We start from the raw sequence: 13,154 nt of genomic DNA, 5'->3' as shown, positions 1-13,154 counted from the left end.
ATGGCTGAGACCGCCATCCCCTCCGACCCGTCGCCCGCGGCCCCCGACCCCGCCGGCGCCTCGGCCGAGACGTACGTCGTCGGCGTCGACTACGGCACGCTCAGCGGCCGCGCGGTCGTCGTGCGCGTGCGTGACGGCGCCGAGCTGGCCAGCGCCACGTTCGAGTACCCGCACGCGGTCGTCGACCGCACGCTGCCCGGAACGGGCGAGCGCCTGCCCGCCGACTGGGCCCTGCAGGTGCCGTCCGACTACGTCGACGTGCTGAAGAACGCCGTTCCCGAAGCCCTCCGCGCGTCGGGCGTCGACCCCGCCGCGGTCGTCGGCATCGGCACCGACTTCACGGCCTGCACCATGGTGCCGACCACCGCCGACGGCACCCCGCTCAACGAGCTCGACCGCTTCGCCGACCGCCCGCACGCGTTCGTCAAGCTGTGGCGTCACCACGCCGCGCAGGGCCAGGCCGACCGCATCAACGAACTGGCCGCGTCGCGGGGCGAGTCGTGGCTGCCCCGGTACGGCGGGCTCATCTCGAGCGAGTGGGAGTTCGCCAAGGGGCTGCAGCTGCTCGAAGAGGACCCCGAGGTCTACGCCGCGACCGAGCACTGGGTCGAGGCCGCCGACTGGATCGTCTGGCAGCTCAGCGGCCGCTACGTGCGCAACGCCTGCACCGCCGGGTACAAGGGCATCTACCAGGACGGCGAGTACCCCAGCCGCGAGTTCCTCGCCGCCCTCAACCCCGACTTCGCCGACTTCGCCGAGACCAAGGTCGTGCACGAGATCGGCGCCCTGGGCGACGTCGCGGGCACGCTGACGGCCGAGGCCGCCGGCTGGACCGGACTGCCCGAGGGCATCGCCGTGGCCGTTGGCAACGTCGACGCGCACGTCACGGCCCCGGCCGCCAAGGCCACGCAGCCCGGCCAGATGGTCGCCATCATGGGCACGAGCACCTGCCACGTCATGAACGGCGACAAGCTCGCCGAGGTGCCCGGCATGTGCGGCGTCGTCGACGGTGGCATCGTCGACGGCCTCTACGGCTACGAGGCCGGTCAGTCCGGCGTCGGCGACATCTTCGCCTGGTACGTGAAGAACCAGGTGCCGCAGTCGTCGGTCGACGACGCCGCGGCGGCCGGCAAGAGCGTGCACCAGCACCTCACCGACCTCGCCTACGAGCAGCCCGTCGGGGCCCACGGCCTCGTGGCCCTCGACTGGCACAGCGGCAACCGCTCGGTGCTCGTCGACCACGAGCTGAGCGGCGTCATCGTCGGCCAGACGCTCAGCACGACGCCCGAAGAGGGCTACCGGGCCTTGCTCGAGGCCACGGCGTTCGGCACGCGCCGCATCGTCCAGGCCTTCGAGGAGTCGGGCGTGCCGGTCACCGAGTTCATCGCCGCCGGCGGTCTGCTGAAGAACAAGCACCTGATGCAGACCTACAGCGATGTGCTCCGCATGCCGATCTCGACGATCACGAGCGAGCAGGGCCCGGCCCTCGGGTCGGCCATCCACGCCGCCGTCGCCGCGGGTGCCTACCCCGACATCCGCTCGGCGGCCGAGGCCATGGGCAGCGTCGACCGGGCGACCTACGTCCCCGACGAGGCCGCCGCCGACGCCTACGACGCGTTGTACGCCGAGTACCTCCTGCTGCACGACTGGTTCGGTCGGGGCGGCAACGACGTGATGCACCGCCTGCGGGCGATGCGTCGCGAGGCGACCCGCGCCTCCTCGGCTCCCTCGGCGACGACCGAGGGCGGTGGAGGCACGGATGCCGTCGAACAGGACGCCACCGCCTCCGCCACGAGCGACGCGCAGGTGACCGCATGACCGGCTGGATCGACCGCTCGACGCAGGCGGCCATCGACGCCACCCGAGAAGACGTCGCCACCCTGCACGCCGAGCTCGTGCGCTACGGGCTCGTCGTCTGGACGGGCGGCAACGTGTCGGGTCGCGTGCCCGGCACCGACCTCTTCGTGATCAAGCCCAGCGGGGTGCTCTACGACGACCTCACGGCCGAGAACCAGATCCTCTGCCGCCTCGACGGCACCGTGGTCGAGGGCACGCCGGGCAGCGACCGCAGTCCGTCGAGCGACACCGCCGCCCACGCCTACGTCTACCGCACCATGCCGCACGTCGGCGGAGTCGTGCACACGCACTCGACCTACGCCACGGCCTGGGCCGCGCGCGGCGAGGCGATCCCGTGCGTGATCACGGCGATGGCCGACGAGTTCGGCGGCGAGATCCCCGTGGGGCCGTTCGCGATCATCGGCGACGACTCGATCGGCCGCGGCATCGTCGCGACGCTCGAGGGGCACCGAAGCCGGGCCGTGCTGATGCAGAACCACGGCGTCTTCACGATCGGCAAGGACGCCCGCGACGCGGTCAAGGCCGCCGTCATGACCGAGGACGTGGCCCGCACCGTCCACATCACCCGCCAGCTCGGCGAACCCATCCCCATCCCGGCAGAGAGCATCGACGCCCTCTTCGACCGGTACCAGAACGTCTACGGACAAGCACCCGCAGGAGAACTGAAGTGACGAACGACACCCTCGACCCCACCGCCTTCCTCGCCTCGCGCGAGGTCTGGTTCCTCACCGGCAGCCAGGGCCTCTACGGCGAAGAGACGCTCCAGCAGGTCGCCGACCAGTCGCGTGCCATCGCCGACGAACTGGCCGCCGCCTCCGACGTGCCCGTGCGCCTCGTCTGGAAGCCCGTCCTGACCGACGCCGACGCGATCCGTCGCACGATGCTCGAGGCGAACCTCGACGACTCGGTCATCGGCGTCACGGCCTGGATGCACACCTTCAGCCCGGCCAAGATGTGGATCGGCGGCCTCGACGCCCTGCGCAAGCCGCTGCTGCACCTGCACACCCAGGCCAACGTCGCGCTGCCCTGGGCCGACATCGACTTCGACTTCATGAACCTCAACCAGGCCGCCCACGGCGACCGCGAGTTCGGCTACATGCAGACCCGTCTCGGGGTGCCCCGCAAGACCGTCGTCGGCCACGTCAGCGACCCGCGCGTGCAGCAGCAGGTCGGCACCTGGATGCGCGCCGCCGCGGGCGCCTCGGCCATGCGCTCGCTCAAGCTGGCACGCTTCGGCGACAACATGCGCTTCGTCGGCGTGACCGAGGGCGACAAGACCGAGGCCGAGCTGGCCTTCGGCGTCCAGGTCAACACCTGGGGCGTCAACGAACTGGCCGAGGCCGTCGCCGCGGCGTCCGAGACGGCGATCGACGAGCTCGTCGCGGTGTACGAGGCCGAGTACGACGTGGTCCCCGCGCTGCGGGCGGGCGGCGAGCGTCACCAGTCGCTCCGAGACGGTGCGGCGATCGAGATCGGTCTGCGCTCGTTCCTCGAAGAGGGCGGGTTCAGTGCCTTCACGACGAACTTCGAAGACCTGGGCGCGCTCAAGCAGCTGCCCGGCCTCGCGGTCCAGCGCCTGATGGCCGAGGGCTACGGCTTCGGCGCCGAGGGCGACTGGAAGACCTCGGTGCTGGTGCGTGCGGCCAACGTGATGGGCGCCGGGCTGCCGGGTGGCGCCTCCTTGATGGAGGACTACACGTACCACCTGGTGCCCGGCGAGGAGAAGATCCTCGGGGCGCACATGCTCGAGGTCAGCCCGGCGCTCACGTCGGGGCGCGCCTCCCTCGAGGTGCACGCGCTCGGCATCGGCGGCAAGGACGACCCGGTGCGCCTGGTCTTCTCCGCCGACCCCGGCCCGGCCGTCGTCGTCGCGATGAGCGACGTGCGCGACCGCTTCCGCCTGACGGTCAACGTGGTCGACGTGGTCGACCCCGACGAGGACCTGCCGAACCTCCCGGTGGGGCGCGCGGTGTGGAAGCCCCGTCCGTCGTTCGCCGTGTCGGCCGAGGCGTGGCTGACGGCCGGCGCCGCCCACCACACGGTCATGTCGACCGCGGTCGGGCTCGAGGCCTTCGAGGACCTCGCCCGCATCGTCGAGACCGAGCTGCTCGTGATCGACGAGGACACCCGCATCCGCGACTTCCGTCACGAGGTCGCCTGGAACGCCGCGTACCACCGCCTCGCCCGCGGCCTGTAGGCCGCGCCCGGCTCGCGCCCTCCTCGCCCCGTCAGCGCCCTTCGCGCCCCCGCGCATCGAGTGGTCCCGGATCGTCCTCCGCCCCACGGCGGACGACGGTCCGGGACCACTCGTTTTCCCTCGCGGGGCATACGGCGACGCCCGTCGTTGTTCACCCCCGCATGAGCATTCCCCTCTCGATCCTCGACCTCGCCCCCGTCGCACCCGGCCAGACCGTGCGCGAGAGCTTCGCGGCCTCCGTGGCCCTGGCGCAGCAGGCCGAGGCGAGCGGGTACCGGCGGGTCTGGTACGCCGAGCACCACAACATGGCCTCCATCGCCTCGAGCGCGACGTCGGTGTTGATCGCCCACATCGCGAGCCAGACCTCGACCATCCGCCTCGGCTCGGGCGGCGTCATGCTCCCGAACCACTCGCCGCTCGCCATCGCCGAGCAGTTCGGCACCCTCGAGACCCTGCACCCGGGGCGCATCGACCTCGGCCTCGGCCGAGCCCCCGGCAGCGACCAGGCCACGTTCCGTGCCATGCGCCGCGACCCCTCGTCGTCCGAGCGCTTCCCGCAGGACGTCGTCGAACTGCAGGCGTTCCTCGCGGGGGAGTCGCGCGTCGCCGGCGTCCAGGCCGTCCCCGGTGCGGGCACGAACGTGCCGCTGTACATCCTCGGTTCGTCGCTGTTCGGCGCCAAGCTCGCCGCCGCCCTCGGTCTGCCCTACGCCTTCGCCTCGCACTTCGCCCCCGGTGACCTGGTGGACGCCGTCTCGGCCTACCGTCGCGAGTTCCAGCCGTCGACCCAGCTGAGCGAGCCGTACGTGCTCGCCGCCGTCAACGCGATCGTCTCCGACGACGCGGACGACGCCGACACGCAGTTCGCCGCCGTCAAGCGTCAGCGCCTCATGATGCTGCTGCGCCAGAGCGGGCAGATCGACCCCACTCGCGAGTTCGGCGACGACGAGCTCGACCACCTGCTGCGCACCCCGGTGGGGCAGCACGTCCAGACCATGACGACCTACACCGCCGTCGGCACGCCCGGCGACGCACGCGAGTACATGGAGCAGTTCGCCCGCACCGCCCAGGCCGACGAGCTGATCGTCGCGCACTCGGCCTCGTCGACGGAGGCGCGCCTCCGGTCGGTCGCGCTCCTCGCCGACGCGATGCAGCTGGCCCCCGCCGCCGCGTAGCCCGCTGCTGCGCAGCCCACTGCGCCAGCCCGCCGCCGCGTGGCCCCGCCCCGGCGTAGCCCGCTGCTGCCGACCCGCCACCGCACAGCCGCCACCGCACGGCCCGTCGGGGCCGGGATCGCGCCGGCGGCTACGGCGCGGTGAAGAGGAAGACGAACACGACGGCGACGGGCTGCAGCGCGGCCCCGCCGAGCAGCATCGTGCGCCGCACCCACGGTCGCGACGAGATCGCGGGCGTGCCGAGCAGGGGGCTGAGGGGCATGAGCAGGCGGAACAGGCTCTGCTGGGGCAGGAACACCGCGACGAGGTAGGCGAAGAACCCCGCGGTGAACGCGACGAGCTCGTGACCGAGCCGCAGGGTCGAGCGTCGGGTCACCCAGAAGGTGAACGACGCGATGATGGCCAGCACGAGCACGATGCCCCCGATGCCCAGCCACCGCCCGGCGAGGAGGAACCACGGGGTCAACGGCACGAACGCCGGCCGGCCGACGTAGTCCACCCACCAGGCCATCTCGGTCTCGAGGTAGGCGTCGGACTGGCCCGTGACCACGTGGGCGACCACCGGCCAGGCGAGTCCCGCGGCGGCCATCGAGAGCCCCGCCACGACGATCGTCGTCAACTCACGCTTCGGCATCCGGCCACCGACGACGAACTCGCGCAACCCGGCCCAGGCACGACGGAACGTCGTGCGGGCGGCGAGGACGAGTGCAGGAGGCGCGCTGCCGATCCCGGCGATCCGTCGCGTCCCGGCGTCACCGGGGGACCGCGGCGTCGACGCGGACGGCGCGCCGGCACCGGCCGCGCCGTGCCCCGTGGCCGTGGACGAGGACGAGGACGAGGTCGTGGTCGAGGCGGCGGAGGTAGCGGCCGTGCGGGCCCCGGGTCGCTCCCGCTCGGTGTGCCAGCGCACGATGAGGTGGATGCCGAGCGCCAACGCCAGGGCGAGCGCCCCGGGTCGGACGAACGAGGCGACGATGCCCGCCGCCGCCACGAGCGGGTAGTTCCGCCGCTGCATGGCGAGCAGACCGCCGAACATCAGCAGCAGGAAGAGGCTCTCGGCGTAGCCGACCGACATGACGAAGGCCATCGGTCCGAAGCAGAACAGCAGCACGGCCCAGAGCGCGCCGGTGCGTCCGACCTTCGTCACCAGCAGGCGGTGGAGGACGACCGCCGCGGCCGCACCGAAGACGGTGGCGAGCAGAGGGGCGGCGACGACGAAGTCCATGCCCGTGGCGACCATCAGCAGGTGGCAGAGGTACGGGAAGACCGGCAGGAACGCCCACTCGTTCGGCAGCACCTCGCCGGTCGCATCGGTCGGCAGGGTCGAGGGATAGCCGTGCAGCGCGATGGTGCGGTACCGGTCGGCGTCCCACGACGAGGTGAAGTCGAGGAAGCTGCGGTCGCTGCCGGGGGTGATGAAGGTCGCACCGGCGAGTTTCGCGACCTCGTAGACGGCGAAGAGGACGCTCGTCGAGAACAGCCGCGACGCGAGGTAGACGACCAGCACGCTGCGCCAGCTGCCCGAGAACCGGTCGGCGAGACCGATCGAGAAAGCGGGTCGGCGCAGCCTCGCCGCCGACGGCGACGCGATCGTCTCGCGGCTCACCGCCCCGCCCCGTGTCCGGTCATCTGGACGACGCTACCAAGAGTCGGCTGTGACGGGGCAAGATCGTCCCGTGCCCCTTCCGTCCTTCGCCGCCCTCGGGATAGACGACGTGGCCGTCGCGGTCTACCGTCACGTCGTCGCCGGGGCCGGGCTGGCGGACGCCGCGGGAGCGGCGGCCGGGCCGACGCCCCAGGCCGTGGCACGGGCCGTGCACCTCGACGAGGCGACGGCCCTGGCCGCCCTGGAGCGCCTCCGTTCGCTCGGGCTCGTCCAGCGCTCGGCGGGGGGCGAGGGCTACGGCGCGGTGGACCCGCGCGTGGCCGTGCCGGCCGTCGTCGCCGCGCGTGCCGACGCGCTCGTCGAGGTGCGCGCGGCCGTGCCCGAGCTGGGAGCGCTGTTCGACGAGGGCCGCCGCCCGCACGACGCCGACGAACTCACGCGGGTGGTCGTCGGGCACGCGGCCGTGGGGGACTGGTACTCGAGGCTGGAGCACCGGGCGACCACCGACTTCGTCGCCTTCGACCGTCCGCCCTACGTGGTCGCGTCGAACGAGTCCACCCAGCGGGTCGCCCTCGGGCGCGGCGTGCGGTGGCGGGCGGTCTACACGGTCGCCAGCATCTCGGCCGACGGCAGCTGGCAGGGCGTCCACCGCCTCGGCGCCGACGGGGAGGAGGCCCGCATCACGCACGACCTGCCGGTCAAGCTCGCCGTCGCCGACCGCCGGGTGGCCCTCGTCTCGATCGGGCACGACCCGGACCGGCCCGAGGCCCTCGTGACCGAGTCTGAGCCGCTCGTCGCCGCCCTCCACGACCTGTTCGAGGCCCGGTGGCGCAGCGCGTTGCCCGTGCCGGGCACCCCGGGGGCCGGTGGGGCCGCGGTCGACTGGGCCGCGGTGGCCGCGCGACTGGCGTCGTCGTCGACCGTGCCGGCGACGTCGGGAGCCACCGTGCCGTCGCGGGACCAGGAGGCGCGACTCGCGATGCGACCCCCCACCCCCGCCGAGCGCGACCTCCTCGCCCTCGTGGCGGCGGGGGCGACCGACGAGGTGATCGCCGGTCAGCTCGGCATCTCGTCCCGCACGCTCCGGCGACGCCTGCACGCCCTGTTCGACGAGCTCGGCGCGAGCAACCGGTTCCACGCCGGAGTCGAGGCCGCACGCCGCGGCTGGGTCTGAGTCAGCCGACGCCCAGCCCTCTCACGGCTCACCCATCGAGTCGCCTCGATAGCGTCCCGGACGTGATCGATCCTCCCCGTGCGGAGCCCTCGTGCTGAGGCTCTCCCTGATGTCCGCGGGCACCCTCGCGGCCGTGTACGCCGTGGCCGGGGCGCTCGTGGTCTCGACGGTGCGCCGTCCGCGCGGGGCCCGCACCTGGTGGCGCTGGGTCGCCGCAGCCGCCGCGCTGGGGGCCGGCCTCGGCGCGCTGGTCACCTGGTGGCTCGGAGACGTCGAGGACGTCCTCGACGTCCCGCCCACCTGGGTCGACCGTCTCTGGGTCGGGGCCTTGCTGGCGGTGGTCGGCGCGGCCGTGGTCGCCGTGGTGCGCGGAGGCGCGGGGCGGCGGGTCCTCGCCGCCTCGACGATCGTCGTGACGGCCCTCGCCACCGGCCTCGCGATCGACCGCGACAGCGGGCTCTTCCCGACCGTGGGGGCCCTGCTCGGCGTGTCGGACGTCTCGCCGCTCGTCGTCCCGGTCGCGCAGGGGGCGGCCGTGCGGGCCGGACGGACGTCGACCCCGGCGGCCCCGGACCTGGGACGCACCTGGCGGGCACCCGCCGACCTGCCGTCCCGCGGACGGCTCGGCAGCGTCGCCATCCCGGGCACGGCGTCCCACTTCGACGCGCGGGACGCCCTGGTGTACCTGCCGCCCGCCGCCCTCGTGGCCGATCCGCCGCCCCTGCCCGTCGACGTCGTCCTGTCCGGACAGGGTCCCGGCGCCGCCCCGGAGAACCTCGTCGACGCCGGACGGATGGTCGAGACCCTCGACGCCCTCGCCCGCACGCATCACGGCCTCGCGCCGATCGTCGTGATGCCCGACCAGCTCGAGCGGCCGACCAACAACCCGATGTGCGTCGACGGACCCCTCGGTCACAGCGAGACCTACCTGACGGTCGACGTGCCCCGGTGGATCACGAGCCACCTCTCGGTCCAGGCGCCCGGTCGGGCGTGGGCCGTGTCGGGCTTCTCGGAGGGCGGCACCTGTTCGCTGCAGCTGGCGGCGGGCCACCCCGAGCTCTTCGCCTCGTTCGTCGACGTCTCGGGGCAGCGGGGACCACTGCTGGACGGGGGAGCCCGGGCGACGGTCGAGCGCGGCTTCGCCGGCGACCGGGCGGCCTACGACGCCGCCCAGCCGCTCGCCGTGCTGGCCGCCCGGGCCCCCTACGCCGACAGTGCTGGGTTCTTCGCCGTCGGCGGGACCGACTCGCGCTACGGGCCCATGATGCCCGTCGTCGCGGCGGCCGCCCGGGCCGCGGGCATGGACGTCACCCGCCACGTCGTGCCCGGCAGCGGCCACGACTGGTCGACGGCGTCGCGCGGGCTCGGCGCGGGGACGGCCTGGGCGGCGGCGCGGCTCGGGCTGACGACGCGGTAGGGAGGTGCGGCGAGGCGACCGTCCGCCGAAGGGGGGACGACGGCGGTGCCCCGTCCGCGCCTCCTCGTGTGAACTCTGTGGCCGAAGTCGGTCAGTGGCCGGTTTCGGCCATGGCCCCTACTAGAGGGTCACCGACATTCACAGGTAGTTCTTATGGATCGACCGCGGCCCGGGGCTGCGGCGCACCACCGACAGCACGTCCCGAACGACGTGCATCGAAAGGCGATCCGTGATCACACCATCCGGCCGACGCAGGCCGACCGCTCCGCCCCGCACCCGACTCCGTGGCGGCTTCGCCACCCTCCTCGCCACCGGCGTCGTCGCCGCGGGCCTCGTCGCGGTGCCGGCCACCGCCTCCTTCGCCGCGGACGGCCCGGCCGTCGTGGGCGACAGCCAGTTCTCCGACGGCAAGTACATCGTCACGCTGCGCGAGCCGGCGGCCGCGACCTACGAGGGCGGGCAGCCGGGCCTCGCCCGCACCGCGGTGCCCGAGGGCAGCGACCTCGACGCGCAGAGCGCTCCCGTGCAGGACTACGCCGAGCACCTGAAGGGCGTCCAGCAGGACGTCGCGGCGGCGGCCGGCGCCACCGTCCAGGCGAGCTACGCCATCACGACCAACGCCTTCGCGGCCGACCTCACGGCCGCCCAGGCCGCCGAGCTCGCGAGCGACCCCTCGGTCGCCGCCGTCTCGAAGAACGAGCTGCTCAAGCTGCAGGCGACGCCGTCGACCGAGTTCCTCGGCCTGGGCGACGCCGAGGGGAACGGTGGCGTCTGGGACGCCGTCGGCGGACGCGAGAAGGCCGGCGAAGGAGTCGTCGTCGGCATCATCGACTCGGGCATCGCGGCGGGCAACGCCTCGTTCGCCGGTGACCCCCTGGGGTCGGCCAGCGACGCCGAACCCCACCTCGACGGCGACCGGACCGTCTTCGCCAAGGGCGACGGCGGCACCTTCACCGGCGTGTGCCAGACCGGCGTGCAGTTCGACGCGGGCGACTGCAACACGAAGCTGATCGGTGCGCGCTACTTCGTCGACGGCTTCGGCGTCGGCAACATCGGCACCGAGGAGCAGGGCGAGTACCTCTCTCCCCGCGACGGCAACGGCCACGGATCGCACACGGCGTCGACCGCCGCGGGCAACGCCGACGTCGAGGCCACCATCGGCGACCGTTCGTTCGGCACCGTCTCGGGCGTCGCCCCGGCCGCCAAGATCGCGGCCTACAAGGTCTGCTGGGACGGCCCCGACCGCGTCGCCACCGACGACGACGGCTGCGCCACGCTCGACCTGATCGCCGCCATCGAGGCTGCGGTCACCGACGGCGTCGACGTCATCAACTACTCGATCGGCGGAGGCGGGGCCACGAGCACCTTCTCGGCCACCGACCAGGCGTTCCTCGGCGCGGCCTCGGCCGGCGTCTTCGTGGCGGCCTCGGCGGGCAACGACGGCCCGACCGCGACCACCGCCGACAACGCGGCACCGTGGATCACCACGGTCGCGGCGTCGACCATCCCCAGCTACAGCGCGACGGTTCGGACCGCCGACGGCACCGACTACCTGGGCGGCTCGATCACCGTGCCGACCGGCACCGACGGCCTGACGGGCGACTTCGTCTCGTCGACCGCCGTCGCGGCCGCCGGCGTCGACGCCACCGCGGTGACCCTCTGCGCACCGGACACGCTCGACCCGGCGAAGGCCGCCGGCACGATCGTGCTCTGCGACCGCGGTGTCTACGACCGCACGGCCAAGTCGGCCGAGGTCGAGCGCGCCGGCGGCATCGGCATGGTGCTGGTCAACCCGACGAGCAGCTCGGTCGACCTCGACGAACACGCCGTCCCCACGGTCCACCTCAACGCCGACGACTACGACGCGGTCCACGCGTACGCCGACACCGAAGGTGCCACCGTCACCCTGCTCGACGGCAACCGGGGCGCACTGCCCGAGCCCGCCACCCCCCAGATCGCCGGCTTCTCGTCGCGCGGCCCGGTGACGGCCGACGGCGGCAACCTGCTGAAGCCCGACATCTCGGCCCCCGGCGTGGCGATCCTCGCCGACGGTGCCAACGCGCAGGGCGAGCCCGGCACGTACGAGTTCCTCTCGGGCACGTCGATGTCGTCCCCGCACATCGCCGGTCTGGCCGCGCTCTACCTCTCGAAGGACGTCCACCCCGACTGGACCCCGGACGAGGTCAAGTCGGCCATGATGACGACCGCCTACGACCTCGTCGGTGAGGACGGTGCTCCGAGCCGGGACGTCTTCGCCCAGGGCGCCGGCCACGTCGACCCGACCGCGTTCCTCGAACCCGGGCTGCTCTACGAGAACGGTCCGGCCGACTGGCAGGCCTACGTCGACTCGATCGACACCGTCGAGGGCACGGACTCGTCGCTCAACCTGCCGTCGATCAGCGTCGGCTCGCTGGCCGGCACCGCCCAGGTCACGCGCACCGTCACCTCGACCGGGGCGGGGACCTACACGGTCGCCCCGATCGAGATGGACGGCGTGACGGCGACGGTCGAACCCTCGACGTTGACCTTCGGCGCCGCGGGCGAGGAGCAGGACTACACGGTCACCTTCACCCGGACGACGGCGGAGCTCGACCAGTTCGCCACCGGCTACCTCACCTGGTCCGACGGGACCCACGACGTGCGCAGCCCGCTCGCCGTGCGCCCCGTCCAGCTGCAGGCCCCGGCCGAGGTGGCCGGCGAGGGCGCCACGGGCGAGAAGGCGTTCGACGTCACGGCGGGCGACGCCCTCGAGCTGCCGCTCACCACCGAGGGGCTCGCCGCCGGGCAGGTCACGACCGGCTCGGGTGCGGCAGGCACCGCGGCGGCCGAGACGCCGGTCACGATCGCCGAGGGCACCAGCCACGCGCGCTTCGTGCTCGACAGCGCCGACGACACCGCGGACCTCGACCTGCTCCTCTACACGGCCGGCGCCGACGGTGCGCCCGACCGGCTCGCGGCGTCCTCGGCCACCGGTTCGGCGGACGAGCAGATCGACCTCGACGCCCCCGCGGCGGGAGAGTACGTCCTGCTGGTCGACTTCTACAGCGGTGCCGGGCAGCTCGACTACACGCTGACGTCGTACCTGCTCGACCCGGCGACGGCCGTCGGAGGCTTCACGGTCGACCCGGCCACCCTCTCCGCAGGGCTGGGCGAGACGGCGACGCTGACCGCGTCCTGGACGGGCCTGCCCTACGAGCAGACCTTCCTCGGCCGCGTCGTGTACGGCGACACCGGGCAGGTCACCTACCTCACGGTCGCCTCGGGAGAAGAGCCCGAGACGCCCACCGACCCGGGTCCCGGCCCGGGCCAGCCCGGCCACCCCGGTCAGCCCGGACACCCCGGCGGCTGGAGCCTCGGTGACATCCTGCAGTGGATCTGGAACGCCCTCGGCGACCTCTTCCACGGCTGGTTCCCCTGGCGCGGGTAGCACCCGCGGCCTGACGGCCTGACGGCCTGACGGCCTGACGGCCTGACGGCCTGACGGCCTGAGCCACCCGGAGGCGGTGGTCACCTTCCCTCGGGAGGGCGACCACCGCCTCCTCGCGTCCCCACCCCCGCCCGCCCCGCCTGCCCCGCCCCGTGGTGTCGGCAACTCCTGGCCCGTGTTCCGCCCCCCGCCGCGGTGTCGGCAACTCCTGGTCCCTGCTGCGGCGTCGCTCGCCAGCGGGGGAGTCGGGGCGGGTGCCGGGCAGGGTGCAGGAGTTGCCGACCGGGGGTGGTCCGTGTCG

At 73.4% G+C, this 13,154-nt stretch carries 8 protein-coding genes; 7 read left to right on the top strand and 1 reads right to left on the bottom strand.

Features of this window, described 5'->3' with window-relative positions; genetic code table 11:
* From araB to ACIOSR_RS05175, 4 genes are all read left to right on the top strand, one after another.
* Positions 1–1,818, top strand: coding sequence for a ribulokinase (araB, locus tag ACIOSR_RS05190; protein ID WP_402751996.1), 1,818 nt, complete (start codon positions 1–3; stop codon positions 1,816–1,818).
* The gene (locus ACIOSR_RS05185) at positions 1,815–2,528 is read left to right on the top strand and encodes an L-ribulose-5-phosphate 4-epimerase (protein WP_043595113.1); all 714 of its coding nucleotides are present in this window, start codon (positions 1,815–1,817) and stop codon (positions 2,526–2,528) included. Before araB ends, ACIOSR_RS05185 begins: the two co-directional genes overlap by 4 nt.
* Positions 2,525–4,054, top strand: coding sequence for an L-arabinose isomerase (gene araA / locus ACIOSR_RS05180; RefSeq protein WP_123570588.1), 1,530 nt, complete (start codon positions 2,525–2,527; stop codon positions 4,052–4,054). Before ACIOSR_RS05185 ends, araA begins: the two co-directional genes overlap by 4 nt.
* Positions 4,055–4,215: 161 nt before the next feature.
* Positions 4,216–5,229, top strand: coding sequence for an LLM class flavin-dependent oxidoreductase (locus tag ACIOSR_RS05175; RefSeq protein WP_056047824.1), 1,014 nt, complete (start codon positions 4,216–4,218; stop codon positions 5,227–5,229).
* A 130-nt stretch (positions 5,230–5,359) separates the two neighbouring features.
* Here the strand turns inward: ACIOSR_RS05175 and ACIOSR_RS05170 are convergent, their stop codons facing one another.
* The gene (locus ACIOSR_RS05170) at positions 5,360–6,835 is read right to left on the bottom strand and encodes a mannosyltransferase family protein (RefSeq protein ID WP_402751995.1); all 1,476 of its coding nucleotides are present in this window, start codon (positions 6,833–6,835) and stop codon (positions 5,360–5,362) included.
* Positions 6,836–6,905: 70 nt separating this feature from the next.
* Here ACIOSR_RS05170 and ACIOSR_RS05165 point away from each other — a divergent pair, with 70 nt between their 5' ends.
* From ACIOSR_RS05165 to ACIOSR_RS05155, 3 genes are all read left to right on the top strand, one after another.
* The gene (locus tag ACIOSR_RS05165; RefSeq protein ID WP_402751994.1) at positions 6,906–8,009 is read left to right on the top strand and encodes a hypothetical protein; all 1,104 of its coding nucleotides are present in this window, start codon (positions 6,906–6,908) and stop codon (positions 8,007–8,009) included.
* A gap of 109 nt (positions 8,010–8,118) precedes the next feature.
* Positions 8,119–9,426: an alpha/beta hydrolase gene (locus tag ACIOSR_RS05160; protein WP_402751993.1), complete on the top strand. Its 1,308-nt coding sequence runs from the start codon at positions 8,119–8,121 to the stop codon at positions 9,424–9,426.
* Between the two features lie 229 nt (positions 9,427–9,655).
* A complete protein-coding gene (locus ACIOSR_RS05155; RefSeq protein ID WP_402751992.1) occupies positions 9,656–12,853 on the top strand; it encodes a S8 family serine peptidase in 3,198 nt (1,065 codons plus the stop codon).
* The last annotated feature ends 301 nt before the right edge of the window (positions 12,854–13,154 follow it).

This window comes from Frigoribacterium sp. NPDC087798, assembly GCF_044742985.1.
GTDB lineage: Bacteria > Actinomycetota > Actinomycetes > Actinomycetales > Microbacteriaceae > Frigoribacterium.
The sequence above is the reverse complement of the archived record's forward strand: the minus strand, read 5'-3'. Positions and strand labels throughout refer to the sequence as shown.

Bases quoted from the DNA above. Each gene is read 5' to 3' on its own strand.
- araB (WP_402751996.1), top strand. From the start codon at position 1: ATGGCTGAGACCGCCATCCCCTCCGACCCGTCGCCCGCGGCCCCCGAC.
- ACIOSR_RS05185 (WP_043595113.1), top strand. From the start codon at position 1,815: ATGACCGGCTGGATCGACCGCTCGACGCAGGCGGCCATCGACGCCACC.
- ACIOSR_RS05175 (WP_056047824.1), top strand. From the start codon at position 4,216: ATGAGCATTCCCCTCTCGATCCTCGACCTCGCCCCCGTCGCACCCGGC.
- ACIOSR_RS05160 (WP_402751993.1), top strand. From the start codon at position 8,119: ATGTCCGCGGGCACCCTCGCGGCCGTGTACGCCGTGGCCGGGGCGCTC.